At 69.6% G+C, this 26,018-nt stretch carries 28 protein-coding genes; 9 read left to right on the top strand and 19 right to left on the bottom strand.

All coding sequences use genetic code 11. The features are described from left to right. The first annotated feature begins 94 nt into the window (after nt 1-94). Entirely contained in the window at nt 95-1,000 is a 906-nt protein-coding gene (locus A6048_RS08055) for an NADP-dependent oxidoreductase (protein WP_107747662.1), read from the top strand. Between the two features lie 67 nt (nt 1,001-1,067). Next, a complete protein-coding gene (locus tag A6048_RS18780) occupies nt 1,068-1,520 on the top strand; it encodes an RpiB/LacA/LacB family sugar-phosphate isomerase (RefSeq protein WP_268817316.1) in 453 nt (150 codons plus the stop codon). A 116-nt stretch (nt 1,521-1,636) separates the two neighbouring features. Here the strand turns inward: A6048_RS18780 and A6048_RS08065 are convergent, their stop codons facing one another. From A6048_RS08065 to A6048_RS08080, 4 genes are all read right to left on the bottom strand, one after another. Continuing rightward, nucleotides 1,637-1,909: an XRE family transcriptional regulator gene (locus A6048_RS08065; protein ID WP_107747660.1), complete on the bottom strand. Its 273-nt coding sequence runs from the start codon at nt 1,907-1,909 to the stop codon at nt 1,637-1,639. Between the two features lie 151 nt (nt 1,910-2,060). Continuing rightward, nucleotides 2,061-2,318: a Txe/YoeB family addiction module toxin gene (locus A6048_RS08070; protein WP_107747659.1), complete on the bottom strand. Its 258-nt coding sequence runs from the start codon at nt 2,316-2,318 to the stop codon at nt 2,061-2,063. Nucleotide 2,319: 1 nt separating this feature from the next. Next, nucleotides 2,320-2,577, bottom strand: a complete 258-nt coding sequence (locus A6048_RS08075) for a type II toxin-antitoxin system Phd/YefM family antitoxin (protein WP_107747658.1) — start codon at nt 2,575-2,577, stop codon at nt 2,320-2,322. A gap of 675 nt (nt 2,578-3,252) precedes the next feature. After that, nucleotides 3,253-4,764, bottom strand: a complete 1,512-nt coding sequence (locus A6048_RS08080; RefSeq protein WP_107747657.1) for an amidase — start codon at nt 4,762-4,764, stop codon at nt 3,253-3,255. Between the two features lie 66 nt (nt 4,765-4,830). Between A6048_RS08080 and A6048_RS08085 the strand changes: the two genes are divergently transcribed. After that, nucleotides 4,831-5,790 carry a CE1 family esterase gene (locus A6048_RS08085; RefSeq protein ID WP_159110211.1) on the top strand — a complete coding sequence of 320 codons (960 nt, stop codon included), beginning with the start codon at nt 4,831-4,833 and terminating at the stop codon, nt 5,788-5,790. A 120-nt stretch (nt 5,791-5,910) separates the two neighbouring features. Here A6048_RS08085 and A6048_RS08090 read toward each other — a convergent pair whose 3' ends face one another. After that, nucleotides 5,911-6,390, bottom strand: coding sequence for a DoxX family protein (locus A6048_RS08090; RefSeq protein WP_235027339.1), 480 nt, complete (start codon nt 6,388-6,390; stop codon nt 5,911-5,913). Between the two features lie 60 nt (nt 6,391-6,450). Between A6048_RS08090 and A6048_RS08095 the strand changes: the two genes are divergently transcribed. Then, the gene (locus A6048_RS08095; RefSeq protein ID WP_107747719.1) at nt 6,451-6,891 is read left to right on the top strand and encodes a MarR family winged helix-turn-helix transcriptional regulator; all 441 of its coding nucleotides are present in this window, start codon (nt 6,451-6,453) and stop codon (nt 6,889-6,891) included. Nucleotides 6,892-6,952: 61 nt separating this feature from the next. Here the strand turns inward: A6048_RS08095 and A6048_RS08100 are convergent, their stop codons facing one another. Genes A6048_RS08100 through A6048_RS08110 form a run of 3 tightly spaced genes read right to left on the bottom strand, consistent with a single transcriptional unit; the run spans nt 6,953 to nt 8,658 of the window. Further along, the gene (locus A6048_RS08100) at nt 6,953-7,390 is read right to left on the bottom strand and encodes a PaaI family thioesterase (RefSeq protein WP_107747655.1); all 438 of its coding nucleotides are present in this window, start codon (nt 7,388-7,390) and stop codon (nt 6,953-6,955) included. Nucleotides 7,391-7,446: 56 nt separating this feature from the next. Beyond that, nucleotides 7,447-8,070, bottom strand: a complete 624-nt coding sequence (locus A6048_RS08105; protein WP_107747654.1) for a GyrI-like domain-containing protein — start codon at nt 8,068-8,070, stop codon at nt 7,447-7,449. A gap of 3 nt (nt 8,071-8,073) precedes the next feature. Next, the gene (locus A6048_RS08110) at nt 8,074-8,658 is read right to left on the bottom strand and encodes a pyridoxamine 5'-phosphate oxidase family protein (protein WP_107747718.1); all 585 of its coding nucleotides are present in this window, start codon (nt 8,656-8,658) and stop codon (nt 8,074-8,076) included. Nucleotides 8,659-8,748: 90 nt separating this feature from the next. Here A6048_RS08110 and A6048_RS08115 point away from each other — a divergent pair, with 90 nt between their 5' ends. Next, a complete protein-coding gene (locus A6048_RS08115; RefSeq protein ID WP_107747653.1) occupies nt 8,749-8,955 on the top strand; it encodes a sigma factor-like helix-turn-helix DNA-binding protein in 207 nt (68 codons plus the stop codon). 71 nt (nt 8,956-9,026) lie between these two features. On the opposite strand, the gene A6048_RS08120 is transcribed toward A6048_RS08115, so the two are convergent. Further along, nucleotides 9,027-11,381, bottom strand: coding sequence for an ATP-binding cassette domain-containing protein (locus tag A6048_RS08120; RefSeq protein ID WP_235027340.1), 2,355 nt, complete (start codon nt 11,379-11,381; stop codon nt 9,027-9,029). A gap of 77 nt (nt 11,382-11,458) precedes the next feature. Beyond that, nucleotides 11,459-11,824 (bottom strand): hypothetical protein, encoded by a 366-nt coding sequence (locus tag A6048_RS08125; RefSeq protein ID WP_253919931.1) that lies wholly within the window; start codon nt 11,822-11,824, stop codon nt 11,459-11,461. Nucleotides 11,825-11,969: 145 nt separating this feature from the next. On the opposite strand from A6048_RS08125, the gene A6048_RS08130 reads away from it, so the two are divergent. After that, complete coding sequence (locus A6048_RS08130) at nt 11,970-12,314, top strand: RNA polymerase-binding protein RbpA (protein ID WP_107747651.1); 345 nt, start codon at nt 11,970-11,972, stop codon at nt 12,312-12,314. Nucleotides 12,315-12,459: 145 nt separating this feature from the next. On the opposite strand, the gene A6048_RS08135 is transcribed toward A6048_RS08130, so the two are convergent. The 3 genes from A6048_RS08135 to A6048_RS08145 are packed head-to-tail and all read right to left on the bottom strand — an operon-like array spanning nt 12,460 to nt 15,722. Continuing rightward, nucleotides 12,460-13,239, bottom strand: a complete 780-nt coding sequence (locus tag A6048_RS08135) for a polyprenol monophosphomannose synthase (protein WP_107747650.1) — start codon at nt 13,237-13,239, stop codon at nt 12,460-12,462. Then, nucleotides 13,240-14,826 (bottom strand): apolipoprotein N-acyltransferase, encoded by a 1,587-nt coding sequence (lnt, locus tag A6048_RS08140; RefSeq protein WP_107747649.1) that lies wholly within the window; start codon nt 14,824-14,826, stop codon nt 13,240-13,242. Next, a complete protein-coding gene (locus tag A6048_RS08145) occupies nt 14,823-15,722 on the bottom strand; it encodes an amidohydrolase (RefSeq protein ID WP_107747648.1) in 900 nt (299 codons plus the stop codon). The genes lnt and A6048_RS08145 overlap by 4 nt, the downstream gene beginning before the upstream one ends. A 72-nt stretch (nt 15,723-15,794) precedes the next feature. On the opposite strand from A6048_RS08145, the gene A6048_RS08150 reads away from it, so the two are divergent. Beyond that, nucleotides 15,795-16,697: a hypothetical protein gene (locus A6048_RS08150; protein ID WP_107747647.1), complete on the top strand. Its 903-nt coding sequence runs from the start codon at nt 15,795-15,797 to the stop codon at nt 16,695-16,697. Here the strand turns inward: A6048_RS08150 and A6048_RS08155 are convergent. Both A6048_RS08155 and dprE2 read right to left on the bottom strand, forming a co-directional pair. Beyond that, nucleotides 16,689-18,299 (bottom strand): cobalt-precorrin-6A reductase, encoded by a 1,611-nt coding sequence (locus tag A6048_RS08155; protein WP_107747646.1) that lies wholly within the window; start codon nt 18,297-18,299, stop codon nt 16,689-16,691. The two genes, A6048_RS08150 and A6048_RS08155, sit on opposite strands and share 9 nt — an antisense overlap. Nucleotides 18,300-18,327: 28 nt before the next feature. Continuing rightward, entirely contained in the window at nt 18,328-19,107 is a 780-nt protein-coding gene (gene dprE2 / locus A6048_RS08160; RefSeq protein ID WP_107747645.1) for a decaprenylphospho-beta-D-erythro-pentofuranosid-2-ulose 2-reductase, read from the bottom strand. A 63-nt stretch (nt 19,108-19,170) separates the two neighbouring features. On the opposite strand from dprE2, the gene A6048_RS08165 reads away from it, so the two are divergent. Continuing rightward, nucleotides 19,171-19,587, top strand: coding sequence for a pyridoxamine 5'-phosphate oxidase family protein (locus A6048_RS08165; protein ID WP_107747644.1), 417 nt, complete (start codon nt 19,171-19,173; stop codon nt 19,585-19,587). Here A6048_RS08165 and A6048_RS08170 read toward each other — a convergent pair. Further along, entirely contained in the window at nt 19,584-20,690 is a 1,107-nt protein-coding gene (locus A6048_RS08170) for a M24 family metallopeptidase (RefSeq protein ID WP_107747643.1), read from the bottom strand. The genes A6048_RS08165 and A6048_RS08170 overlap by 4 nt on opposite strands. 107 nt (nt 20,691-20,797) lie before the next feature. On the opposite strand from A6048_RS08170, the gene A6048_RS08175 reads away from it, so the two are divergent. Continuing rightward, entirely contained in the window at nt 20,798-21,727 is a 930-nt protein-coding gene (locus tag A6048_RS08175) for a 5'-3' exonuclease (RefSeq protein ID WP_107747642.1), read from the top strand. A 171-nt stretch (nt 21,728-21,898) separates the two neighbouring features. Here A6048_RS08175 and A6048_RS08180 read toward each other — a convergent pair whose 3' ends face one another. Genes A6048_RS08180 through tatA form a run of 3 tightly spaced genes read right to left on the bottom strand, consistent with a single transcriptional unit; the run spans nt 21,899 to nt 26,000 of the window. Next, the gene (locus tag A6048_RS08180; RefSeq protein WP_107747641.1) at nt 21,899-24,559 is read right to left on the bottom strand and encodes a DEAD/DEAH box helicase; all 2,661 of its coding nucleotides are present in this window, start codon (nt 24,557-24,559) and stop codon (nt 21,899-21,901) included. Next, nucleotides 24,543-25,583 (bottom strand): twin-arginine translocase subunit TatC, encoded by a 1,041-nt coding sequence (tatC, locus tag A6048_RS08185; protein ID WP_107747640.1) that lies wholly within the window; start codon nt 25,581-25,583, stop codon nt 24,543-24,545. Before tatC ends, A6048_RS08180 begins: the two co-directional genes overlap by 17 nt. A 12-nt stretch (nt 25,584-25,595) precedes the next feature. Then, a complete protein-coding gene (gene tatA, locus A6048_RS08190; RefSeq protein WP_107747639.1) occupies nt 25,596-26,000 on the bottom strand; it encodes a Sec-independent protein translocase subunit TatA in 405 nt (134 codons plus the stop codon). Nucleotides 26,001-26,018: the final 18 nt, after the last annotated feature.

A 26,018-nucleotide genomic window follows, 5' to 3' on the forward strand; every position in this document is an offset into this window, starting at 1 on the left:
AGGCCGACCACCAGTCGGCCTCGCCGGACCGCTGTCGCGCAGTACGTCGTCTATTTTTCCCGAGTATCCGCAAATGAAAGAAGCTGTTGTCACCATGTCCAGAGTTGTAGTCTTCAACGATTTCGGCGGTCCCGAGCAGCAGGAGCTGATCGACCGCCCGGCACCGGAACCGGCTGCCGGCCAGATCGCCATCCGGGTCGTCGCAGCCGGCGTCAACCCCGTCGACTGGAAGATCCGGCAAGGGTTCCTCGGCCACGAGTGGGCGCTACCGGCACCGATGGGGCGGGAGGCCTCCGGCGTCGTCACTGCGATCGGCGCGGGAGTGGAGGACTTCGCCATAGACGACGAGGTCCTCGGCGAAGTGGCCCCCGGCCACGGCGCCTTCGCCGAACACACCGTGCTGCGGGCCGACAAGACGGTCGCCAAGCCCGAGGAGATCTCGTTCGCCGACGCGGCCACGATTCCGGTGGCCGGCGCCACCGCCTACGACGTCACTCACCAGATCGAACTCGAGGCCGGACAAACCCTCCTGATCCTCGGAGCCGGCGGCGGGGTCGGCCGGATGGCCGCGCAGGTGGGCAAGGTCCACAAGTTCACCGTCCTGGGCGTCGCGAGCAAGTCGAAGAAGGACCTCGTCGAATCGTCGGGCGCCATCTTCGTCGAGTCCGGCGAGGGGGTTGCGGACCGGGTCGCCGCGGCGGCCCCCGACGGCGTGGACCTGGTCGTCGACCTCGTCGGAGGTGACGCCCTCCGAGCCGTCGCGCCCCTGGCGAAGGACCCGTCGCACGTCCTGACCACAGCGGACCCCGACACAGCTCGCGAGCTCGGCGGGGCAGTAGTCGAGCGCACGGAGGAGGCTCTGGAGAAGATCACCGGAGTCATCCAGTACGGACTCGTGGATCCCACAGTCACAGCGCGCTACAGCCTCGACGACGCCCAGCAGGCCATCGCCGCCGTCGAGTCCGGCCACACGACCGGCAAGGTCGTTATCGAACCGTGAATCGCAGCCCCACCAAGAAGACTGAACATGCAGGAATCGTCGGAGAGGAACCAGACAAACGAGAATTGTGATCGGTGCGCCGGGCAACGGCGCGATCCTGAAGGACGAGCTGAAGGCGCAGCTTGAGGCTGACGACCGGGTCAGTGCGGTCGTTGACCTGTCGAGTGCGGACATCACCTACCCGCAGGTGTCGTTCCTGGCGGCACAGGCCGTCCGCGACGGGAAGGCCGATCGCGGGATCCTGGTCTGCGGGACCGGCATCGGGACCGCGATCGCTGCGAGCAAGGTCAGCGGCGTGCGAGCTGCGACGGCTCACGACCTCCTGACAATCCGCGGTTCGATCGAGAACTACGACGCCCAGAGGGTAAAGGAGGGGAAAGCTAAGTCTATCTGCGCCGTCTGCCCGGTCCTTGACACTTGTAGACAGTTTGCGATGGAGTCGGGGGAGCTATATGGGGTGTGGGGCGGGTTGACCGAGTCCGACCGACACAAAATGGCGGGCCGTCGCCGAACGGGTTGACTCGCGATCCATCCTTGACGCCACCAGAATCGAACGTTGAGCGGGTTCGATGGATGAAATCTAGGTGTTGGTAGGTCAGCGCTCTGGAATTCGTTTGCGCGACTGTAGTACTAGGGCTACGCGTCTGTCTCCGTGGTCGCCACGTGGTCAGTGGCGTCGAGGTAGGCAGCATCGCGCATGGCCGCCTCGAGAACCCGGGCATACGGAAGGCGCAGTTCAGCAGCCATGCCGTCGAGGGTCGTTCGGGCCGGCAGGCCGCGCAGGCCGCGGGTGCGCCACAGGTGCAGATTCTGGCGGGTGATTCCGATTCTGCGGGCCAGCTCGGCCTCGCTGACGCCGTAGGCGCGTTTGTGGGCGTCGATGAGCTCGACCAGGCGGGGGGTCTCCATGGTCCTGAGTATCTGCGTGCGCCTAGCGGTTCGTCAAGTACCAGTTAACCCTACTGACAAGCATCACTTGTCATAACGACGATTGTCGGCTGTTCACGCCAGGGGCTTTTCGCGAACTGTATCCCGGTCGTATGCGGCGTGGACCCGTAGGTCATTCATAGTGGTAGCGGCAAGTGGCGACGCGGACTTCCGTCTCCGTGACTTTGTAGACGAGGCGGTGTTCATCGGTAATTCGCCTGGACCAGTATGCTGCGAAGTCGTACTTGAGGGGTTCGGGTTTGCCGATACCGTCATTGCCGTTGCGTGTGATGTCGAGTAGGGGACTGTAGATCCTCTTGAGGATCTTTCGGTCCTGTTGTTGCCGCCAGAGGTAGCCCTGCCATGCGTTCTCGTCCCAGACCAGCAGCACGTCAGTCGGCGTCGAGGAAGCCGCGGGTCTGACCGCGGAAATCCTCGAGCCGTTCCATTGAGTCCAAGAGTCGACGGGCGTTGGCGGGGGATCGCATCAGGTGAGCTGTCTCGCGCAGTGACTCGTAGTCATCCAGGGAGACCATGACCACCGGCTCGTGGCCAGCCCGTGTGATGACGACCTCTTCGCGGTCGTTGGTGACCCCGTCAAGGACCTCGGCGTAGCGCGCTCGGGACTCGGTGTAGCTCATAGTCTTCATGTCGAACCTCCTGTACGCGAAAATGTACGTAGTGCCGGGGGTCGGCGCAATTGCCTCCGTCGACGCAGACCGGGCGCGTCCTGAGCGCCGATCGGCGCTCGGGCGGTGCGCCGTCGCGGGGTCAATTGACCGCTAGTGGCGAACAGGACTCTGAGGCGCGCGACTCACCCTTCGGCCGAGGACAGCAGATGGATGGCCGCCAAGTGCCCCCGTCGGAGGAGCGCAAGTCACTGATGCGATAGGCACCACCCGACTTTACATAATGTAGATTATCGGCACTTTGCTAGTCGGTCCGGTGAGGCCACGCCGTGTGCCGCGACGGGCGTTCTTCCTGATCGTCGGCGTGATTCGGGTTCGATTGGCATCCAGTCGCCCCGGGCATCCACTCCGCGCATCCACTCAGGTTGCTCGGCGCCTTCTGTCGCCGACTGTCCGACGTGGACCGACCGGGCGGCTGGCTCACGGTTCCGGCGGCGTACCGCGGGCGGGCCGGCCCAACACGGCACCGGTGTCCGACCGCGGCACCGCCGGACCGGCGCAGGCGCCGAGGGTGCGCCGGGATTGGCGGGCCCCGGAGTGTCGACCCCTTCGGGTTGGCTAGCGAGGCCACCGGGTCGATCCTGTAACGTCACAGTGACGATTCCAGTGGGACTCTCCCTAGTCTCCGTCGACGAACTAGCGTGGTCGCCCCGCGCCACCGGTCTCGGCCGCGGGCGGTTGTCGGTGATCCCATGGCAGTGCCTGTTCGAGTTGGCCGGCGAGTCGGAGAAGCATTGACTCCCCCTCGAGTGGCGCGGTGAACTGCACTCCCATGGGCACACCTTCCGGGGTCCAGTGCAGCGGCAATGACAGCGCGGGACGACCGGTGAGGTTCGCCAACTGGGTGTATGGAATCCAGTTGAGGTTGGCGTCGATCATCGACTCCACGAGTCCTGAGTGGCGAAGCAAGCCTGCCGTCCGGGTCTTGAGTAGCCCTGTCGCGGCCCGGCGTGCGACTCGTGGGGTGTCCAATGCGCCGATGCGCGGCGGAAGGTCCGCCAGGGTGGGCGTCATCAGCAGGTCGTAGCCGGTGAAGTACCCGGACAGCCGGCGGACATGGTCGTGCCGGCGCATCACGGTGTCGACGTACTCGACGCTGCTGTGTGCTCTGCCGAGCGCAGCCATGATCTGCGTGTCAAGCTCGAAGCTGCGGTCCTTGCGCCCGGAGCGCCTCTTGGCGTCATCTACCTCCCACGCCAGGTACACGAACCAGGTCGTGAGGAAGTCACGGGCCAGCGCCAGGTCATCCACTGGTGGTTCGTCGAGGAACTCCACGTGGTGGCCGAGGTCCGAGAGGGCCCGTGCGCTGGCCTCCACGGCGGCCACTGCCTCCGGATGTGGCTCGGGGTTGATGGAGGACGCGGTGCACACGCCGATCCGCAACCGACCCGGATCCCGTCCGACCTGTGAGAGGAAGGTGTCAGAGGGTGTCCCGGGGACATAAGGGCCGCTCGGTTCGCCGCCGGACAGGACGTCCAGCATCGCCGCGGTGTCACGGACGGATCGGGAGACCACTCCATGGGTTGCGGCGCCATGCATCGCCTCACCCTGGACCGGCCCCATCGGGACCAGACCGCGACCGGGTTTCAGTCCCACGAGACCGCAGCAGGCGGCGGGGATACGGATGGATCCACCGCCGTCGTTGGCCCCGGCCACGGGAACGACGCCGGCCGCCACCGCGGCCGCCGACCCGCCCGAGGAGCCGCCGGGGGTCCTACTGGTGTCCCACGGATTCCGGGCGGGTCCGAACAGGTCCGGCTCGGTGATCCCCTTGGCGCCGAACTCCGGAGTGTTGGTCTTGCCAAAGACGACGAGACCGGAGTCCAGCCATCGCTGTACCACCGTCGCGTGCTCGGCCGCCGGGAGGTCGGCGAGGGCACGCGAGCCGGCGCTGGTGGGCAGTCCCCGGTAGTCCTGACCCAGGTCCTTGATGAGGAAGGGAACCCCGGCGAAGGGGCCGTCGAGCGGTCCCGTCAGGCGTTCGCGAGCCTGAGCGTCCATCCGGCGGATGATCGCGTTGAGGTGCGGGTTGACGGCGTCCGCCTGCTGCATCGCGACCTCGAGTAGCTCGACCGGAGTCACCTCGCCGGTTCGGACCAGGGCGGCGAGACCGAGAGCATCATGACTTCGGTACTCATCGGGACGCATGGGTGGTGAGTGTACTCGTGACCGGGTGCCGGGCAGGAGTAATGCGGCATGACGCAGACTCGGGACATGACTGAGTCGAGGTCCCCCCGAACGGTAGGTGCTGCAGTCCTCGTCGCGCTCGCGATGGTGATGAGTGCGTGCACAGCGCAGTCCGGTGATCCCGCGCCGCCCGGGGCGATGCCCGGCGACGGCACGCAAGGTCTGTCCAGCGATTCCACGACGCTGGACGATCTGACCCGAACCTGGACGGTCTACCGTCCCCCGGCGGCGGTGGACCCCTCGGCGCCCGTGCTGCTCGTCATCCACGGGACCGGGGACACTGGCTCGGGGATCCGCAACGGAATAGGCCCCGACCTGGAGCAGTTGGCCGACGAGGAGGGATTCTCGATCGTCTACGTCGACGGCCACGCCAACAACTGGAACGAATGTCGGCGCGAGGGCGACTGGCCCGCCAAGGAGGAGGATCTGGACGACGTGGGGCTCATGCGCGAGGCCGTCGACTCGCTCGGCGCGACCGGACCCGTCTACGCCGTGGGCTTCTCCTCCGGTGGGCACATGGCCATGCGACTCGCTCTCGAGGCGCCGGACCTCGTCGACGGGGTCGCGGCGGTGGCCGCCAACCCCCCGACCCCGGAGAACCTGAATTGTGCGGTCGGCGGAGATCCGGTTCCGATCATGTTCGTACAGGGGCGCCAGGACACGATCAACCCGATCGACGGTGGTGAGGTCAGCGTGGGATCGGGCCCCTTCGCGAAGTCTCGGGGCGACGTGCTGTCCGCCGTGGACGGCGCGGAGTGGTTCGCCCGTCACAACGGGGTCGCAGGCGACGGGGCGATCCCGCCGATCGACCGGGACGGGGACGCTGAGGTGATCACCTGGGATGGTCCGGACCCGGTGCGTGTGGTGATGGTGGACCGGGTCGGACACTCCTTCCCCACCCTGTCCGGCAGGTGGGGCCGTGACGGCGGGGCGCGTTACGACGCGCCCGGGGAGATCTGGCGGTTCTTCTCCCGCGGCTCGCCGTGAGGTCGCCGGAGTCCACCGAGTAACCCGGGTCGCCAGGGCGCCGCGGCTCACTCGGGCGCCACGGCTCCCCCGGACACCATGGCTCACCGACTTGACCCTGGAACGGAACGTCGACGCCGCTCAGCTCCCCCGGCTCCGCCACGCTCTCCATGCGCCCGTGGACCACAGCGCCCACGCCACGAGGAGGGGCTGGAAGAACAGGCGGACGAGGCGGGCACGGTCCGTGTCCAGCCCGAAGGCGTCCGTGCCGGTGACGTACTGCGAGATGTTGCCGGGGAAGATCGCCACGAAGAAGCCGGCGGTGATCCATCCCACGGCGGGCCGGAACTTCGACGGCGCCAGGATCAGAGCGGCGCCCAGGCCGATCTCCACGACTCCGGAGGCCAGAACGACGAAATCAGGGTCCAGCGGAACCCAGGTGGGAACCTGGGCCTGGAACTCCTGACGCATCGTGGTCAGGTGTCCCACTCCGGCGCCGAGCAGTGCGGCGCCGAGTGCCCACCGGCCCACGTGGCGGATCGCCTCGCCGGCCCGGCCCGGTCGTCGTTTGGTGGGGCTGCCGTTGCGTCCGACCGGTCGGTTGTCTGCGTTGTGCGTCATGGAGGAAGTATTGCGCACAACTCAATTGTGCGCAATCAAAATGTGCGGGATACTCAGATGATGAACGCCGATCTCCGCCTCGACCAGCAGGTCTGCTTTGCCCTCTACGCCGCCTCCAGGGCGTCGACCGCGGCCTACCGGGAGGCGCTGGCCGACGCCGGGCTCACCTATCCCCAGTATCTGGTGATGCTCGCCCTGTGGGAGCAGGACGGTCTGACGATCCGGCAGCTGGGCGAGCGGATGCTCCTGGACTCCGGCACCCTCTCGCCACTGATCTCCCGGATGGAGGCCGCCGGGCTGGTCGCCCGCAACCGGGAGGCCAGGGATGCCCGCAGCGTGACCGTCGCGTTGACCGACGCGGGGCACGAACTCCGCGAGGAGGCCGGCCGCATCCAGTGCGCGCTGCTGGAGAAGCTCGACCTGCCCCCGGAGGACCTGGTCGAGCTGCGTCGCCTGGCGCGGAGCGTCGTCTCGGCTCTGGGGCGCGCGGACTCGTCGTGAGGCGGTCGTCCCGTGAGTCCGTGGCCCGCCCCGCGACGCAGGGGACCGGGTGTAGGGGTGGTCAGTGGTGCGTCCCGGGATCGGGTCGCGGCACGTTCTGGAGTCTGAGCTGGCCCCGCGCGAGCACTTTACCGCTCTCGGACTGGCTGATCACCACGTCCCACAGTTGCTGGCTGCGGCCCTGGAACAGCGCTTCCGCGGTCACGTGCACGCGCCCGCCGGTGGAGGCCCGCAGGAAGTCGGTGCCGTTGTGGACGCCGACCGCGATCTGGCCCCGGTCGGCCACGGCGAATCCGGCGCCCGCACCGCCCGCGGACTCGACGATGCTGGCGTAGACGCCGCCGTGGACTGTCCCCCACGCAGTGAGGTGGTCGCCGCCCAGGTCCGCGTGGCCCCTGAGCGTGGTGGCGGTCACCTCGTCGACGACGAGACCGGAGACCCGGACGAACGTGCTCGCGTCATCGGCTGAGGCATCGGGGAACCCGTCGGGAGAGGCCATGGGACCTTTCTACCCGCATCCGGCCCCTACTCTGCCGTCTCCTACCCCGCCGTCTCCTACCCCGCCGTCCGCGCCACGGGCTGACGCAGGATCGTCCGCAGCCGGGCTGGATCGGTCTTCCGTGCGTCGGAGAGATAGATCTCGTGATGATGTCCCGAGGCGATCAGGCCGTGGGCGGGGATGACCTCCTCGTGCATACGCGCGATGACCGGCCCCTCCGCGTCGTACGGGCCGACGTGCAGGGTCTGGACGGCCGGGCCCTCGCTGAACTCCTCGAAGCGGATACGGTCGACCGCGACGGCCAGCTTCGTCGTCGTCACCTTCTCCACGGCGGAGGCCGTCATGTCCACGGTGACCCACTCCGGTTGCCAGATCATCATGGTCCACATCCACGCGTCCTTGTCCCGCGCGGTGAACACGCCGAGGTCCTCGGCGTACCAGAGGCCCTCGAGGGGGCCCACGGTGTGGACCCGACCGAGTTCGGCCCTGGCCACCGCCCGAACCGCGTAGGAGATCGTGTAGAGAGCCTCGAGCACCGTGCCGTAGTCCTCGGAGGTGTTGGGGTCCCCTCGGCCGTCGGCCATGAGGAACCGCATCGGAGGTACCTCGACCACGTCGAACCTGCCGGCCCGACCGCTGTAGATGTCCCTGCGTTCACGCTTGATGTCAAAGCTGTTCACGTCTCATCCTTCGCGCAACGCGTCGATCTGCCGGCGATAGACCTCCGTGAGGTCGTCGATGTACCCGCGATCCCACCGGGGCGTGATGTGTGAGCTGCAGTTGGCATCCGTGGCCACGAGGTCCACGATGATCGCCCGCTCCACGTGCCCGGTGTAGGTCCTGTCCCCCATCGTCCGCAGCCGCTCGATCAGGTCCGGGTCCCGTTCCGGCTCGACGGTCCGCGCGTGGCCGAACACCTTGAGCCGGGTCCGGGTGGGATAGTCCACGAAGAACAGGCAGGCGCGGCCGTCGTGGTCCATATTGCCCGTCGAGACGTACTGCCGGTTACCGCGGAACTCGACCCACGCGAGCGTCGTCGGGGTCAGGACGTGGACGAAGCCCGCCGGCCCGCCGCGGTGCTGGACATACGGCCATCCGGACTCCGTGACGGTCGAGAGGAGGAAGTGGTCGGCGCGCCGAATCAGCGCGGTGTCCGTGCCCTCGAGTGCGAACTCGCCGGTATCCGGCGGCCGGGTGACGCCCGCTGACTCCTGCCGCGCACGGACGGCGGGGCCGAACGCGATCTCGGGGTATCTGTTGCCGGGCATGGTTCCGACCATAGCCCGTCGGGGCGGATCGTCAACTGCTGTTGACGGTCGAGTGTGTGTCAACGTAGGTTGACGGCTGAGGTGAGGGATATGGAGACGACGTTCGACTTCGACGACGACGAACCGAGCCCGGTAGCTCAACTGGCTGCGATCGCGGAGGCGAAAACGGCACTCGCCCGGGAGGAGTCCGCGGCGGTTCGTCATGCTCGACTGCACGGTATGAGCTGGGCGGAGATAGGCCTCCTACTGGGCGTGAGCAAGCAGGCCCTGCACAAGCGTTTCGGCAAGATGGGATAACGGTTGGCGCCCAGCGCCCGGCGCCCGGCGCCCTGCGCCCGATCGCCCGGCACCCGGCACCCGATCGCCCGTCAGATACCTGCCGCCACGTAGTGCGCCAGGTGTTCACCGGTGAGCGTGGGCCGGCCGGCGACGAGCTCGGTGGGCGTGCCCTCGAACACGACGCGGCCACCGCCGTGCCCGGCCCCGGGCCCGAGGTCGATGATCCAGTCCGCGTGGGCCATCACGGCCTGGTGGTGTTCGATGACGATGACGGACCTGCCCGAATCGACGAGCCTGTCGAGCATGCCCAGCAGGTTCTGAACATCGGCCAGATGAAGGCCGGTGGTCGGTTCGTCGAGTACGTAGACCTCCGCCTTGTCCGCCATCTGCGCGGCCAGCTTGAGGCGCTGCCGCTCCCCGCCGGACAACGTGGTCAGCGGCTGCCCCAATCGGACATATCCCAGCCCGACGTCGCGGAGCCGGAGCAGGATCTTGTGCGCGGCCGGGATCCGCGCCGGTCCCTCGCGGAAGAACTCCTCAGCCGTCGCCACCGACATCGCGAGAACCTCACCGATGTTGCGCTCCCCCAGCCTGTACTCCAGCACCTCGGCCTGGAACCGTCTGCCCTCGCAGTCGTCGCACGTCGTGGCGACCCCGGCCATCAGACCGAGGTCGCTGTAGATCACGCCCGCCCCCTTGCAGGTGGGGCACGCGCTTTCGGAGTTGGGGCTGAACAGCGCGGGCTTGACACCGTTGGCCTTGGCGAACGCCTTCCGGATGGGTTCGAGCAGCCCGGTGTACGTGGCGGGGTTGCTGCGGCGGGACCCGCGGATGGCGGCCTGGTCGATCGCCACCACCCCGGGCCGTGGGGAGACCGACCCGTGGATGAGCGAGCTCTTTCCGGAGCCCGCCACGCCGGTCACCACGCACAACACGCCCAGCGGGATGTCGACGTCCACGTCCCGCACGTTGTGGGCGGTCGCGCCCCGCACCTCGAGGTGGCCGGCCGCCTGCCGGACCTCGCCCTTGAGGGTCGCCCGGTCGTCGAGGTGGCGACCGGTGACGGTGTCGCTCTCCCGGAGCCCGGTGACCGGCCCCTCGTAGCAGATCTCGCCACCTGTGGAGCCGGCGCCGGGCCCGAGGTCCACCACGTGATCGGCGATCGCGATGATCTCCGGCTTGTGTTCGACCACCAGTACGGTGTTGCCCTTGTCGCGCAGCCGCAGCAACAGGTCGTTCATCCGCTGGATATCGTGGGGGTGCAGCCCGATGGACGGCTCGTCGAACACGTAGGTCACGTCGGTCAGCGCCGACCCGAGATGTCGGATCATCTTGACCCTCTGTGATTCACCACCGGAGAGCGTGCCGGCGGGCCGGTCCAGGGACAGGTAGCCCAGCCCGATCTCGACGAAGGAGTCGAGACTGTGCTGGAGGGCGGCCAGCAGCGGCGCGACCGACGGCTCGGAGACCCCGCGCAGCCACTCGGCCAGATCGACGATCTGCATGGCCGAGACGTCGGCGATGTTCAGCTCCCCGATCCGCGATGCCCTCGCGCCCTCGTTGAGTCGCGTGCCCTCGCAGTCGGGGCAGGTGGTGAACACCACGGCGCGCTCGACGAACGCCCGGATATGGGGTTGCATCGCCTCGACGTCCTTGGCCAGCATCGACTTCTGGATCTTAGGGATCAACCCCTCGAAGGTCACGTTGATCCCGTCGGCCTTGATCTTGACCGGATCCCGGCGGAGCAGGTCGTGCATCTCCTGCTCGGTGAACTCCGCGACGGGCTTGTCCATGTCGAAGAACCCGGACCCCGCGTAGATGCGCCCGTACCACCCGTCCATCGAGTACCCGGGCACCGTGATGGCCCCCTCTGCGAGCGACCTGGACCGGTCGACGAGAGCGTCGACGTCGAAGTCGGACACCGATCCACGCCCCTCGCATCTGACGCACATACCGCCGGTGATGGAGAACTCCGCCTTCTGCCGGCTTCCGTCCGCCTTCTTGAGCGTGCCCACCCCGCTGGCGGACGCGACGTTGAAGGAATACGCCTTGGGGCCGCCGATGTGCGGCTCCGCCAACCGGCTGAACAGGATGCGCAGCAGCGCACCGGTGTCGGTGGCGGTGCCGACCGTGGAGCGGGGATCGGAACCCATGCGCTCCTGGTCCACGACGATGGCCGTGGTGAGGCCGTCGAGAAGGTCCACGTCGGGTCGCGCGAGGGTGGGCATGAAGCCCTGCAGGAACGCGCTGTAGGTCTCGTTGATCATCCGCTGGGACTCGGCGGCGATGGTGGCGAAGACCAGGGAGCTCTTGCCGGAACCGGACACCCCGGTGAAGGCGGTGAGTCGGCGTTTGGGCAGGTCGACGCTGATCGACTTGAGATTGTTCTCGCGAGCGCCCCGGACGCGGATGACGTCATGGGTGTCGGCGATGTGGTCGCTCACGGGTGGCTCCTCGCTAGGGTGTGGGGACAACGGTAGGCGCCTGACCCCCCGCGGTGGAGCGATACCTCAGCCGCTGGTCACCTCAGTCGCTCGGCGCGTCTGGCCGCCGCCACGAGGTCGTCGGACATCCGGGCCAGCTCGGTGGCGTCCTCTCCCTCGAGGATCGCGGTGTGCAGGTCCTCGCACGCGCACCGGAGCTGGAACATCCGGTCCATGAGGTCGCCGGACTCGGCCTCCGAGAGCACCACCGTCCCCTCCGGCAGTTCGCGGACCCGCAGTGACTGCCGCTGTTCGTAGGCGCGCTGGCGGCATGAGCGGCGGCAGTAACGGCGCCGTCGTCCGGTGCTCCCCTCGTCCACCGGACGCCCGCACCACGCGCACGAGGCCTCGCCCCGACGTGGCGGGGGCTGATCGGCGGGGGCGTCGGTGTCCACGGAGGTCAGGGTACCGAGATGGTCCCCGACTGGCCTGCTGCCCTGTCGCATGGGAACATTTAGGGGGTCACCTGGCGTTACAAGATCAGGCACTACAGGCAGCGTCGTGTCGAGACACCGAGACAGACGGACGAACACGGCAGAAGGAGTTCGCATGGCAGATCGAGTCCTCAGAGGCAGCCGCCTCGGTGCGGTGAGCTACGAGACCGACCGGGACACCGATCTCGCACCCCGCCGGATGGCCAAGTACCAGACGGAGAACGGCGAGGTGTACGAGGTCCCGTTCGCGGACGACGCCGAGATCCCCGGCACCTGGATGTGCAAGAACGGCCAGGAGGGCCAGCTCATCGACGGTCCGGCGGTCGAGGTCAAGAAGGGCAAGCCGCCGCGCACCCACTGGGACATGCTGCTCGAGCGTCGCTCGCTCGAAGATCTCGAGGATCTGCTCAAGGAGCGGATGGACCTGCTCAAGAAGCGTCGGCGCGCCGGCGCACGCTGAGCGTCCTTCCGCTCAGCTTCAGCTATTGCGCTTCGAGCTACTGCGCTTCTAGCAACAGCGCTTCCCGCTACGGCGGCAACGACGCCCCGGCCCCGTCACGGGGCCGGGGCGTTCCGCATTCCGGGGGCGCCGGGCCAACGCCGGGTCACCGCCGGACGAGCGAGGCCAACTGACGGCGCCGCTTCTCCCAGCCCCAGCGGGCCACGTTCACCGCGGCCTCCCGGAAGATCGACTCGCTCATCTTGGACTGCCCGACGGTGCGTTCGGTGAAGGTGATGGGGACCTCGACGACCGTGCCCCCGTTGTTCAGCAGTCGCCAGGTCATGTCGATCTGGAAGCAGTAGCCCTTGGACTCGATGGCGTCCAGATCGAGTCGGGCCAGCGACTCGCTGCGGTACGCGCGGTACCCCGCCGTGATGTCCTTGATGCCCACCCCCAACATGATCCGCGAGTAGACGTTTCCGCCGCGCGAGATGACGTGGCGTCGCCACGGCCAGTTGACGACGCCACCGCCCGGGACGTACCGCGATCCGATAGCCAGGTCAGCGCCGGCGTCGACGGCCGCGAGCATCGCGGGCAACCGCTCGGGCGGGTGGCTGCCGTCGGCGTCCATCTCCACCAGCACGGTGTAGCCGCGCTCCAGGCCCCAACGGAAACCAGCGATGTAGGCGGCCCCGAGCCCCTGCTTGCCCTCGCGGTGCAGGACGTTGATCCGCCCCCGTGCATCATCTTCGGCGAGCCGGTCGGCCACCTCCCCCGTGCCGTCGGGGCTGTTGTCGTCCGCGATGAGGACCGCCACGTCGGGGGACGACGCGAGTAGCCGCTCGACGACGCCCGGCAGGTTGTCCCGCTCGTCGTATGTCGGGATGATCACCAGGGTCCGCGCGGACGGGACTCCGGCCCCCGGCGTCGTGGGATCGGTCACTTACGTCTCCTCGTGGTCGGTCGCGGGCCGCTGCCGGGTACGGATCAACGCCCATCCCAGGCCGACGAGCCCGATGAGACAGCTCACCATCTGCGGGATGCCGCCCAGTCGGGTTGCCATGGTACCGGCGCCCCCCAACTCGACCTGCGCCGCCAGCGTCGCGGGCTCGAAGATCCCGGTCTCCTGGAGCACCCGACCATCGGGGTCTATCACCGCGCTTACCCCACTGGTGGCGGCGATGAGGACGGGCACACGGTGTTCCACGGCCCGGACCCGGGACATGGCGAGTTGCTGGTAGGTCATCGGGGATCGACCGAACGTGGCGTTGTTGGTGGGCACGGTGAGGATCTGCGCGCCGCGGGCGACCGGTTCACGGGCCGCGGCGTCGAACGCGATCTCGAAGCAGATGGCCACGCCGAGATCGATCCCGGCGGCGGTGACCAACCCGCTGCCGTCACCGGGGACGAAGTGGCCCGCGGTCCGGGCGATCGGGAACAGGGCCTCCAGTGGCCCGCGAAGCGGCAACCACTCGCCGAACGGCTGGATGTACTTCTTGTCGTGGCGATCGACCACGGGGTCGGAGGATCGGCCGTCCCAGACCAGGTACGAGTTGGTGGCCTCGGGGCCGTCACCCACCCGCAGGACGGTGCCCACGAGGATCGGGGCGTCCAGGCGACGGGACAGTGCGGAGATCTGGTCGCCGGCGCGCTGGTCTGCCAGAGGCGAGATGTCGGAGGCGTTCTCCGGCCACAGCACCAGGTCCGGCCGGGCCGCCGTGCCGGCCTCGACGTCGTCGGCGAGTTCCGCGGTCACCCGCAGATGGTTCTCGAGAACCGCACGGCGCTGGGCGTTGAAGTCCAACCCGAGGCGCGGGACGTTGCCCTGGATGACGGCGACGTCGGCCGTCTCCACCGGGTCGTCGCTCGTGTTGTCGACCGCGGCGACGGCGACGAGTCCCACGGTGGCCAACGGGACCGCCAGGAGTCCGGTGGCGGCGCGGAGTGGCTGACGCCGGCGCGCGAACAGCAGGACGGCGAGACCGATCGCGGCGCCCGTGGCCGCTACCGCGAACCCGAGCAGCGGGGTCCCGCCGAGTGAGGCCAGCGGTAGTAGCGGGCCGTCGGCCTGGCCGAACGCCAACCGGCCCCACGGGAAACCACCCCACGGCCACGAGGACCGGATCCACTCCCACAGCGACCACCAGCCGGCGATCCCGAGCGCCGCACCCACTGCCCGCAGGCCGGGACGCGGCCCGGACGCGAGCCCGGCCCGGAGGATCAGCACGGCCCCGGCGCCGAACGCCGCGAGGTACAGCGCCTCGACCAGCGCCAGAGCCCACGCGGCGTACGCACCCACGTACAACCCCACCCACGGGACCAGCAGGAGGAAGAACACCAGGCCGGCGACCAACCCGAGGAGCGCGCCCGTGCGCGCACGGGGCGCAGGCCCACGGAACGGGGCCAGGACGACGACGAGGAGGGCGAGAGCGGGGAGCGCCGCCCACCACAGGCCGACCGGGGGGAACGAGACGGCCAGGAGCGCACCGGCCGTGGCCGCACCCACCACCCGGAACAGGACAGGGATCACCGCGTGAGCACCGTGGCCCGGCCGTCCACGACGAGCCCGCGCAGCACGGGGTCCGGGCCCGAGAGATCGGGCATCGGCGGGACACCGGACCTCGGATCGGTGGACCAGCGCTGGACGGCGTCGTCGGCCGCGACCACCGCGAGCTCACCCGTGCGCCACCGCGCGAAGGTCGCCGCCGCACCGGGCGTGAGCGTCCCGGCGGTCCCGTCACGTGCCCCCGCGGCGCGGCGGGCCCCCCGGGTCAGGGCGGTGAACGCCGCGCGCGGGGACAGGCCCCGTCCGCCGGGCACCGTGGTGAGCGCCCGCAGGGCGTCCCACGGCCGCACCGCGGCATCGACCCGGGTGGACGCGGCGAGTGCGACCCCGGAACCGGCGATGCGGACCAGGTCGCATCCGTCGAGGTCGTCCACGAGGGGCCGGAGCAGGAGCACCGCGCCGACCGCCGCGAGAGCCGCGAGTGTCCCGTCGTCGATCCGCGCGCTCATACCGATGAGCACCGGGGTGCACCGTGCGACCGCGGGGCCGCCGAGCTCCCCGGCCAGGCGGGTGAGTTCCCCCGCGATCCGCGCGGGGTCCTCGTGGGCGTCCAGAACCACCCGATCCCCCGCGCGGATCCGTTCATCCACGGCGTCGAGCGGGTGCGATCCGGGCACAGGGGCGGGGACCACGCCGTTGCCGGCCGACTCCTCGCCGTCCAGACCCGTGGAGAGGCATTCGACGAACGCGGGCGCGACCCAGTCCCCGTCGAGGTCGAGGCGCTCTGCGTCGGGGAACAGGGCCGGTCCCGGTGCGTCGGAGCCGGCCCACACGATCAGCCCGTTCTCGTGGGCCAGCGCGGTGGCATCACGCGAGGCGGGGGTGAGGACGCGGCCTCCGGTGGCCAGCAGTGCGGTCATGGCCCCGAGTATTCCTGAGTCGCCCCACCGACGTCCGGCCCCCCACCTGCCCCGCGCCTAAGCTGGGAACCCATGACCGACTCTCCCCCCGACGCCGTCGCCCGCTTCCCGGGTGGACGGTTGCACCCCGCAGACTGGACGACCCTGGCGGGTGTGGCCGCCGAACACGGCGGTGACCTCGGGCTCGCCCCGAGGGGCGGTGTCCTGGTCCGCCGCGCCGGCGGCGAGCTGCTATCCCGATCCGAACTCGTGGCGGCGGGACTGCCCCCGCGCGTCGGGGACGAGGGTCTCCCCCACATCATCGCCTCGCCGATGGCCGGGCGTCTCGATGGTCACCATGACCTCGCTGACCTGCCCGAGCGCCTGTGCGCGGAGTTGCTCGGTCGGGCCGGGGTGCCCGTGCCGCGGAGGCCGCTGCTGGTGGGTCTCGACGACGGGTCCGGGGACGTCCTCGCCCACGCCCCCGATCTGGCCCTGGTCGGCGGGGGGACAGACGGAGCCGTCCGGGTCCACGCACCCGGACATGACGCGACCATCGAGGTGGCCGCAGCCGATGCCCCGAGGGTCCTCGCCGATATGACCGTCGAGCTCCTCCGAAGCCCGGATGCGACGTCTGGGATGACCTATCCGGACAGGCTGCACCACCTCGTCGTCGTCGCTCCCGGGGCACACCCGTCCACCTCCCCCCTCATCGCTCCCGGCTCGTCCACTACCGCGGTAGAGGTGCCCCGGGTCGGGTGGGTCGATACCACCGACGGGCTGGTGAGCCTGCTCGCGGTGGTACCTCACGGGATCGTCCCCGCGCGGCTGGCCGAGTTCCTGGGTGCCGTCGACCGCCCGAGCACCGTCTCCGCCGACCGGGTGATCGGCCTCCACGGGCTCACCGAGGACATGGCAGAACAGGTGGTCCGGGTGCTGGCGCCGATGGGGATGGTCTTCGACGCCTCGTCGCCCTGGGCGACCGGGTCAGCGTGAGCCGAAGCGCCGGACCAGCCACCGGGCCGCGTCGTCCACCGAGTGCACGGTGTCGACGAGGTGCCCGGTGTCGCTGAGGTGCCCGGCACCGTCGGGTCCGCCTCCGGCGGGGTGGGGATCAGCCGGTCGGTCCACCATCACGATCGGGATCCGCAGATCGCGCGCGGCGCGCAGCGTCGCGATCGATGCCGGTCCCCCACTGTTGCGGGTGACCAGGACGTCGATCCGGTGTCGGGACATGATGGTCCGCTCGGACTCGACGCCGAACGGCCCGCGGTCCAGCACGAGCAGGTAGCGGTGCGGGAGCGTTCCTGGTGGCGGTTCGGCGCACCGGATCAGATAGGAGCCCCGGGTGTCGCCCGCGAAGGCGGTCGGGCCGTGCCGTCCCACTGTGAGCATCGGGCGGCGGAACCGCTGCCGGACCAGTTGAGCAGCGGCGTCCGTGTCTGCGACGCGGATCCAGTCGTCCCCGTCCTCCGGAGTCCACGGCGGGCGGTGCACCCGGAGCAGCGGTACACCGGTCTCGTGGGCGGCCCTGATCGCGGAGGCCGATATCTCGGCGGAGAACGGGTCGGTGGCATCGATGACGGCGCTCACGTCGTGCGCGCGGAGCCAGGTGATCAGGCCCTCGGTCCCGCCGAAACCCCCGGTGAGGACCTCTCCCCGGGGCAACCGCGGGCGGGAGACCTTTCCGGCGAGGGAGGTCACCACGTCGAGCCCGGCCGCGACCATGAGGTCGGCGAGTCGGCGGGCCTCGCCGGTCCCACCCAACACGAGGATCCGGCCCGGTGCGGCCGCGGGGATCCGGGCGGAGGTCGGCACGACGGATGGAGGGGTCGGCTCAGGGGTGGTCCCGGGTGAGGGGCTCGATGCCGGGCCCGGTTCGCGACTGATCGCTGGTTCGTCGTCGTCTCCCCGGAGACCGAGGATCCGTCCGACGACCATCACCACGTCCGTCGAGAGAGCGGTGCCCACCATCCGATCGGCGATGTCCGCGAGGGTCCCGACGACCGTGGACTCGCCCTCGCCACCCGCGGACACCACGATCCCGGCGGGGCAATCGGGTCCGTAGGCGGGGATGAGCTCCCGGGTCACCTCCGCGAGGTGTGAGGCGCGCACGTGGAGCACCACGGTGAGGTCGGGTGACGCCGGGCCGGTGATCGACGCGAGCGGCTCGGACGGGTCGTCCACCCGCGTGATGAATGCTGATCCGGGTCCGTGTGGTCCGGTGAGCTCGACCCCGAGTGCGGCGGCTGCCGCGGCGACCACGGGCACCCCGGGGACGATCTGCCACCCGATGTGCTCGGCATCGAGGGCGCGGGTCTCCTCGAACACTCCCGGGTACGACGCGGAATCACCGGGGAAGAGGCGGACGACCCGGTCTTCCCGCTGGGCCGCCGACCGGATCTCCGCGATGACGTCCGCCAGGGGCATCCCGGTCGTGTCGACCAGGCGGGCCGCCGGTGGGCAGAGGTCCAGCACCTCGGGGGTCACGGAATCGCCCTCGAACAGGCAGGTCCCGCACTGCGCGATGAGCCTGGTGGCGCGGACGGTGAGCAGATCCGCGGAGCCGGGACCGACACCGATGAAACGAGCGGTCACCGGACGCGGTCCCCCGCGGAGGGAGCGCTCACCGCGGCATCCGTCGCCACACCGGCTGCGGCACGAGCCGGGCGACGGCGAACATCACCCGCAGCTGCCACGGGATCCACACCACCCCCGCCCGTCGGGACGTCACGCGCGAGACCACCGCGTCGGCCACCTGGTCGGCAGTCGAGGAGAACGGGGCGGGGTCCATGCCCTCGGTCATCCGGCCGATCACGAACCCCGGTCGCGGGATCACCACCGTGACGCCCGTGCCGTGGAGGGCGTCGGCCATTCCCGAGGCGAATCCGTCGAGGCCGGCCTTGGCGGAGCCGTACACGTAGTTCGCCCGCCTGACCCGTTGACCTGCGACCGAGGAGAACGCCACCAGCACCCCGCGTCCCCGGGGCTTCATCCGCTCCGCCAGAACGGTGAGCAGGGCGGCCTGCGCCACGAAGTCGGTGTGCAGGATCCGGGCCGCGGCCGCCGCGTCCCGTTCCGCCACCTCCTGGTCGCCGAGGATCCCGAACGCCAGGACGGCGATCGAGATCTCACCGATCCGGGACTCGATGTCCTCCACGACCCGGACGTGGGAGTCGAGGTCGTCGGCGTCGAAGTCCATAGTCTCGACGGCGACCGCCCCGGCCGCCACGAGAGGGGCGGCCAGCGCTGAGACGTCGCGACCGGGTCGTGTGGCCAGGACGACCGTCCGTCCGTCTGCGAGGCGCTGGGCGACGGCCAGACCGATCTCGCTCCGACCACCGAAGATCACGACGATCTCGCCACCAGGTACGGGCCGGGGTGAGGGGGTTGCGGGGGTCGACATGAGGGAATTGTCCCACGCACATCGCCGCGGTCCGCGTCGGCTCGCTGTGGCAGGCTTGCTGCTATGTCCCGCACTCTGGCAGACCTCTCCCCCGACGCGCATGAGTTCCTCGCCGAGTACCACCTCGGCTCGCTGACCACGCTGCGCCGCGACGGCTCACCGCACGTGGTCGCGGTGGGTTTCACCATCGACCCCGAGTCAGGTCTGGCACGCGTGATCACCCGTCGGGGTTCGCAGAAGGCGCGCAACGCCGCGCGCGGCGGGCGGGCGGCGGTCTCCCACGTGGACCGGGGCCGCTGGCTGACCTTCGAGGGGTCGGCACGGCTACTCACCGACGAGGCCTCGATCCGCGAGGGCGAGCGTCGCTACGGACTGCGCTACCGCGAACCGAAGCCGAATCCCGAGCGCGTCGTGGTGGCGATAGAGGTGGACCGAGTCCTGGGCTCCGCCCGGATGTTCACCGGGTCCGGCGTCCGCTAGAGGACCCGCAGGCCCCGATCACCGGTGTTCAGGTCGCGCCGGCCGTCCGCGGTCACCGCGACGATGTCCTCGAGACGGGCGCCCCACCCGCCCGCCGTGTAGATCCCGGGCTCGACGGAGAACGTCATGCCCTCCGCCAGTATGGTGTCGGCCCCGGGGGCGACGAACGGTGGCTCGTGCAGGCCCAGACCGATCCCGTGTCCGGTGCGGTGGATGAACAGTTCCCCGAGACCAGCAGCCGCGAGGTGACCGCGGGCCGCGGCGTCGACCTCGCCGATCGCGACGCCGGGACGCACGGCCTCCCGGGCCAGCCGCTGCGCCTCCTCCAACACCGCGTACGCCTCGGCGACCCCGGGGTCAGGCGCGCCCATCGAGTAGGTGCGGGTGCAGTCCGAGTGGTAGCCGCTCTCGAGCGGTCCGCCGATGTCCACCACGACGATGTCGCCCGTGTCGATCACGCGGTCGGAGACCCCGTGATGAGGGTCGGCGCCGTTGGGTCCGGACCCGACGATCACGAACTCGGCGTGGGTGAGCCCCTCCTGTTCGATGGCGGCGGTGATGAGCTCACCCACCTGCGCCTCTGTACGGCCGACGCGGAGGAACTCGTCCATCCGTGCATGCACCGCGTCGATGCGACGGGCGGCCTCGGCGAGTTCGCCGACCTCGTGCGGCGTCTTGACGGCCCGTACGTGGTCGATCACCTCCGAGGCCAGGATCACCTCGCCGTCGACACCCATCTGGAGGGGGACGAGATGGAGCGCGGGCAGCGCGGTCGACACGGCGATCCGGCCGGACACCGTGCCCGCCACGAGTGGGACCGCGTCGGTTCCGTCCGCCCAGGGATGGATCTCCGCACCCACCCTGTCGGCGGCCCGGCGGGTCACGCCGGTGAGCTCGAGGGCCGGGAGCACGAGGAGGGGTGTTCCGTCGCCGACGGGCACAACCAGCGCCGTGAGCCGCTCGTGGGAATCCATGCGCTCACCGGTGAGGTAGGACATGTCCTCACCCGAGTACACCACCACGTGATCGATGCCGAGCTCACGCGCGCGATCACGTACCGCCGCCAGTCGTCGGGAGTGGATGTCCGAGGGGCCGCTGCTCATCACCCCACCCTAGGTCGTCGGGGATCCAGGTCGTTTCGCCCGCCCACGGGGAGGACTATCCTGACGCCAGGTCGATCCACGGCCCACACTCGACCCGAGGAGGCGCGGTGTCCCAGGGCCCGCTCATGGTTCTCGACAGCGCCGGGCTGTGGTTCCGCGCGTTCCACTCGGTCCCGGAGAAGATCACCGGACCCGACGGCGCCCCGGCCAACGCCGTGCGTGGGTTCTGCGACATGGTGTCGGTGCTTGTCGAGGAGTATTCGCCCACCGGCCTGGTGGCGGCTCTGGACCGTGAGTGGCGCCCCGTCTGGCGCGTCGAGTTGTTGCCGTCGTACAAGGCGCACCGTGTCGGAGACGACGGCGGGGAGGACGCGCCCGCGTCACTCCACCCGCAGGTCAGCGCGATACGGGAGATCCTCACCGCGGCGGGCATCACGCAGGCGTCCGCAGCCGAGGCCGAAGCCGATGACGTGCTGGCCGAGCTGTCGGACCGCGACCGCGAGGTGCTGGTGGTGACCGGGGACCGTGACCTCTTCCAGTTGGCGTCGTCGAGCACCACGGTCGTCTACGTGGGTGCCGGGATGCGCAAGAGGCTGGCGTACACGCCCGAGGTGGTGGCCGAGCGGTTCGACCTCCCCGCGGGCGAGGATGCCGGTGCGTACGCGGACTACGCGGTGCTGGTGGGTGACGCCTCCGACGGGCTGCCGGGCGTGACGGGAATCGGCACCAAGACCGCAGCGTCCCTCTTGCGGGAGTACGGGGACCTCGACGGTATCGTGGCGGCTGCCGCGGACGAGGAGTCGGGTCTCGCCGCCCGGCAGCGGAAAGCTGTTCTCGAGGCCGCCGACTATCTGACCGCCGCCCGCGGGGTGGTTCGGCTGCGGGGGCGCGGGTTCGAGCTGGAGTTCGAGGGCGATGTCGACGGCCGGCGAGGGCGTGTGGATCGTGAGCGGTTGGACGCCCTCGGTGAGGCAACGGGACAGTCGCGTGCGATCGGCCGTCTGGAGAGGGCGACCGCGGTGCTCGACCCGGCCTGAGAAGCGTCACCAGCCCTCTGTAGCTGCTGCACCGGGTATCTACTGCACCGGTTATCTACTGCGTCGGTCATCTACTGTGTCGGTCATCGATAAGAGCGTTCCGCGCACCCTCTACTTGAACGTTGTGTGCGGAACGCTCTTCGCGATGGAGGGATGGAGGGATGACGGGGGTCAGGCCATGTGGTCGAGCACGACCCCGCGGCGCAGGGATCCCACGGCCGATCGCGCGGTTCGCGCGAGTTCGGGCTCGGCGACCTGCCCGACCTGGGCCAGGACGTCCACCACGAGCCGGGCCGAGCGGACGAAGTCCCCGGCGGTGAGTTCCACGCCCTCCTGCCACGAGGCGGCGAGGATCGACGAGAGCGCGCCACCCGACACCCAGTGGTGCAGGACGGGTGAGAGCCCGGCGTCGAGGTCCGGGGTCGACGGCAGCTGATGCTTCTTCTCGATCGCGGCGACGTCGGCTGCGACGAGTTCGGTCTCGGTCAGGGCTGCGCGCAGGGTCTCGTCGGAGGGTTCACGGACCGCCGAGTCACTCCGGGGGTGGGCCACGACGGTGGCGATCACCGCCGCCAGGCCGGCCGGGTCTAGTCCGACCCACACCCCGCGTCGGAGGCACTCGGCCACGAACAGGTCCTGCTCGGTGTGCACGCCCGCGAGGAGTCGTCCGGCGTCGGTGGCGCGGATCGCGCCGTCGCGTTCCTCGAGGTAACCCAGATGCTCAAGCAACCCGACGATCCTCCGGAAGCGGCGGGCCAACGAGTCGGAGTCGGACTCCACCTCCGCGGTGAGTGCGGTCACGTCCGTCGCCGCACGAGCCCAGCGCTCGTGGAGACGGGCCAGCTTGTCGATCCGCGGGTCCTCGTGAAGGGGGTGCTGGCGCACGGCACGTCGGGCAGAAGCGATTCGGGGGTCCTTACGGACGGGCTTGCCGCCGGCGTTCTTCATGCGACCCCGTGCCTTGCCCCGGAGTCCCTCCATCCGCTGGACCAGCGCGCGCTTGGCCCGTCCGTCGAGCTTTCGCCGGCCTCGGGGCACATCGACCCTCCCGACCGGCACGGGGGGCGCCGCGAAGTCCTGCTGCCGCAGCCAGCCGGTCCAGCCGGTGTCGGTCAGACACAGCAGCGCCGGGTCGGCGGGGATGTCCGTGCGCACCTGCAGCACGGTGGCGACCATGCCGAATCGTTTGCGGCCCACGGTGATGACCGAACCCGCGGTCTGCTTGAGCATCGCCGCACGGACGGACTCCAACCGGTCGTCCCGGGTCGCCTTCTCGGTGGACCGCTCCAGGCGGGTCAGGTCAGCGCGGAGCGACATGTACTCGTCGAGTTGCGAATCCCCGCCGGCGGCCTCCAGGTCCGCCCGCATCCGGTCCCGTTCGTCCATCCTGCGTTCCACGGCCCGGGATCGGGACACCAGCGTGCGGTCGGTCTGGAACTGCGCGAACGACCGGCCGATCAGAGAGGTTGCCTCCGCCACGCCGAGTTGCTCCACGAGGTTGACGGCCATGGAGTAGTCGGGGGTGAACGCGCTGCGCAACGGGAAGCGCGGGGTGTCCACCAGCGCCGACAACGCGTCCAGGTCGAGATCCGGCTGGTCCAGCACCACCGCGGTGCCCTTGGTGTCGATCCCCCGCCGGCCGGCGCGGCCGGTGATCTGCGAGTACTCCGCGGAGGTGAGCATGGCGTGGGTGTCGCCGTTGAACTTGGTCGTCTTCTCCAGTACGACCGCCCGGGCCGGCATGTGGATCCCCAGGGCGAGTGTCTCGGTGGCGAACACGACCTTGATCAGACCGGCCGAGAACAACTCCTCCACGATGGTCCGGAACAGCGGGAGCATCCCCGCGTGATGGGCGGCGATACCACTGACGAGTCCGGCTCTGAAGGCGCTGAAGTCGAGTGCGTCGAGGTCGTGCCGGGGCACCTGCGCGCATGCCGCGTCGACGTGGGAGGCGATGCGCCGGGACTCCTCTCCCGTGGTCAGCCGCAACCGGGCCCGTCGCATCTGCGAGACCGCCCCGTCGCACCCCGCCCGGGAGAACACGAAGTAGATCGCGGGGAGTAGATGTTCGTCGTCGAGCTTCTCGATGACGTCCTGGCGCCGTGCCCAGTGAGCTCGGGGCCGGGCCGCGACCCGCTCGTCGTGGTATCCGCCGCGGTTGCGCCGGCGTTGATCGGCCGCCGCGCGGATCGGGACCAGATCACCGTCCGTGTAGAGCATGTGTGCGAGCGGCACGGGTCGGTGATCGGAGAGCACTACCGCGGTGTCCCCCCGGATCTCGGTGATCCAGTCCCCGAGCTCCTCGGTGTTGCTCAGCGTCGCCGACAGTCCCACCAGTCGAACCGCCGGATCGAGGGTGAGGATGATCTCCTCCCACACCACCCCGCGTGATCTGTCCCCCAGGTAGTGGATCTCGTCCATCACCACGCAGTCGAGGTCGTGTAGCGCGGAGGAACCGGAGTAGATCATGTTCCGCAGGACCTCGGTGGTCATCACCACCACCGGGGCATCGGCGTCGATGGAGTGATCCCCGGTGAGCAACCCCACGTTCTCGGGCCCGAACCGATGGCGGAACTGCCGGAACTTCTGATTGCTCAGCGCCTTGACGGGAGTGGTGTAGAAGCACCGGCCGCCGCCGGACAACGCGCGGTGGGCCGCGTACTCGCCGATAAGGGTCTTGCCGGATCCGGTGGGCGCCGAGACGAGCAGGTTGCGACCCGCATCGAGCGCGGTGAACGACTCCAGCTGGAAGGGGTCCGGGTCGAAACCCTCCGTGTGCAGGAACGACTCGAGCAGGGTGCCCGAATCGTGCGGGTCAGAGGGTGTCGTCATACATCGCCCCACCCGACGGCGCCTGGAGGGGCCGTGAACCACCGAGTGGCTCGGGTGCGGACAGCGGGCCCGTGGACCGGACCGACCCCGACCCCTCGAGCTCTTCCGAGGGACCCAGTGGTGACGCGGACTCGTCGTCGACCTCGAGCCACTCCTCGCGGCTCTTGCTCTTGCGCTTGTCGTGGATGCGGGCAAACTGGATGGAGAACTCCACCAACACGCAGACCGCCCCGGCGAGCGCGAGCATCGAGAACGGGTCCTGCCCGGGCGAGGCGACGGCGGCAAAGACGAAGACGCCCATGATGATCCCGCGCCGGGACCTGGCCAGAACCTCGTAGCTGAGCACCCCCGCCACGTTGAGCATGGCGATAAGCAACGGGATCTCGAAGCTCACCCCGAAGATCAGGATCAACTGGATGAGGAAGGTGAAGTACTGGGTGCCGGACAGCGCCGTGGTCTGGACGTTGTCGCCGATCGACAGGAGGAACTCGAGGGCGTACACGATCACGATGTAGGCCAGGACCGCGCCACCGATGAACAGCAGGGCGGCCAGGATCGTGAAGACGATCCCGTACCGCTTCTCGTTCTTGTGGAGGCCCGGGGTGATGAATGCCCAGAGCTGATAGAGCCAGACCGGGCTCGCCAGGACGATACCGGCGGTCGCGGCCACCTTGAGACGGAGCATGAACTGCTCGAAGGGCCCGGTGGCGAGAAGTCGACACTCGTCTCCCGCGTCCCCCAGTTGTAGCCGAGCGCCCGGCGGGATGTCGCAGTACGGGCCGGTGAGGATTCCACCGAGAGAAGGGACCCCCAGGAACCCGCTCCCGTACCACCAGAAGCCGAAGCCCAGCGTCACCACGATCGCCGCGACGGCGATGAGCAGTCTCGTGCGCAGCTCGTAGATGTGCTCGATCAGGGGCATCGTGCCGTCGGGGTTCCGGGGCCGGCGCTTGCGCTTGGACAGCAACCGACCGGCGCCGCCCCTGGGGGTGGCGCCGGTCTTCTCCGGTCCGGTCTGCGTCATCGGTGAGGTGGCCTACTGCCGCTGTGGGCCGGTGCCGCCGTCGTACGGAGCGGTGGGGTCGAAGTGCTGCTGGGGCTGGCCCGGCTGCTGAACCTGGGGCTGCTGGTACGGCTGCTGAGGCTGGGCCGGCTGCTGGTACGGCTGCTGCGGGGCCTGCGGGTATCCCTGCGCCTGGGGCTGCGCCTGCTGGGGATGCGCCTGCGGCTGGACGTACTGCGCGGCAGTCGGCTGGCCGGCCTGGGTGAGCGCCTCCGGCTCGACAGGCTTGTCGTCGTTCTGCATCTCCTTGATCTCCGACTTGAAGATCCGCATCGACCGTCCGAGCCCACGGGCCGCGTCGGGGAGCTTCTTGGAGCCGAAGAGAAGCAGCACCACCGCGAGGACGATGAGCCAGTGCCAGATGCTCAACGCACCCATGTCAACCTCCGTTTGTGT

Origin of the sequence: Dietzia psychralcaliphila (genome assembly GCF_003096095.1) — a bacterium.
In the GTDB taxonomy this organism is placed as follows: domain Bacteria; phylum Actinomycetota; class Actinomycetes; order Mycobacteriales; family Mycobacteriaceae; genus Dietzia; species Dietzia psychralcaliphila.

What these genes read in the sequence shown, in the direction of transcription:
- A6048_RS08055 (WP_107747662.1), top strand. Translation starts at nt 95, where the DNA reads ATGTCCAGAGTTGTAGTCTTCAACGATTTCGGCGGTCCCGAGCAGCAG.
- A6048_RS08065 (WP_107747660.1), bottom strand. Translation starts at nt 1,909, where the DNA reads ATGGAGACCCCCCGCCTGGTCGAGCTCATCGACGCCCACAAACGCGCC.
- A6048_RS08075 (WP_107747658.1), bottom strand. Translation starts at nt 2,577, where the DNA reads ATGAAGACTATGAGCTACACCGAGTCCCGAGCGCGCTACGCCGAGGTC.
- A6048_RS08080 (WP_107747657.1), bottom strand. Translation starts at nt 4,764, where the DNA reads ATGCGTCCCGATGAGTACCGAAGTCATGATGCTCTCGGTCTCGCCGCC.
- A6048_RS08085 (WP_159110211.1), top strand. Translation starts at nt 4,831, where the DNA reads ATGACTGAGTCGAGGTCCCCCCGAACGGTAGGTGCTGCAGTCCTCGTC.
- A6048_RS08090 (WP_235027339.1), bottom strand. Translation starts at nt 6,390, where the DNA reads ATGACGCACAACGCAGACAACCGACCGGTCGGACGCAACGGCAGCCCC.
- A6048_RS08095 (WP_107747719.1), top strand. Translation starts at nt 6,451, where the DNA reads ATGAACGCCGATCTCCGCCTCGACCAGCAGGTCTGCTTTGCCCTCTAC.
- A6048_RS08100 (WP_107747655.1), bottom strand. Translation starts at nt 7,390, where the DNA reads ATGGCCTCTCCCGACGGGTTCCCCGATGCCTCAGCCGATGACGCGAGC.
- A6048_RS08110 (WP_107747718.1), bottom strand. Translation starts at nt 8,658, where the DNA reads ATGCCCGGCAACAGATACCCCGAGATCGCGTTCGGCCCCGCCGTCCGT.
- A6048_RS08115 (WP_107747653.1), top strand. Translation starts at nt 8,749, where the DNA reads ATGGAGACGACGTTCGACTTCGACGACGACGAACCGAGCCCGGTAGCT.
- A6048_RS08130 (WP_107747651.1), top strand. Translation starts at nt 11,970, where the DNA reads ATGGCAGATCGAGTCCTCAGAGGCAGCCGCCTCGGTGCGGTGAGCTAC.
- A6048_RS08145 (WP_107747648.1), bottom strand. Translation starts at nt 15,722, where the DNA reads ATGACCGCACTGCTGGCCACCGGAGGCCGCGTCCTCACCCCCGCCTCG.
- A6048_RS08150 (WP_107747647.1), top strand. Translation starts at nt 15,795, where the DNA reads ATGACCGACTCTCCCCCCGACGCCGTCGCCCGCTTCCCGGGTGGACGG.
- dprE2 (WP_107747645.1), bottom strand. Translation starts at nt 19,107, where the DNA reads ATGTCGACCCCCGCAACCCCCTCACCCCGGCCCGTACCTGGTGGCGAG.
- A6048_RS08165 (WP_107747644.1), top strand. Translation starts at nt 19,171, where the DNA reads ATGTCCCGCACTCTGGCAGACCTCTCCCCCGACGCGCATGAGTTCCTC.
- A6048_RS08170 (WP_107747643.1), bottom strand. Translation starts at nt 20,690, where the DNA reads ATGAGCAGCGGCCCCTCGGACATCCACTCCCGACGACTGGCGGCGGTA.
- A6048_RS08180 (WP_107747641.1), bottom strand. Translation starts at nt 24,559, where the DNA reads ATGACGACACCCTCTGACCCGCACGATTCGGGCACCCTGCTCGAGTCG.
- tatC (WP_107747640.1), bottom strand. Translation starts at nt 25,583, where the DNA reads ATGACGCAGACCGGACCGGAGAAGACCGGCGCCACCCCCAGGGGCGGC.
- tatA (WP_107747639.1), bottom strand. Translation starts at nt 26,000, where the DNA reads ATGGGTGCGTTGAGCATCTGGCACTGGCTCATCGTCCTCGCGGTGGTG.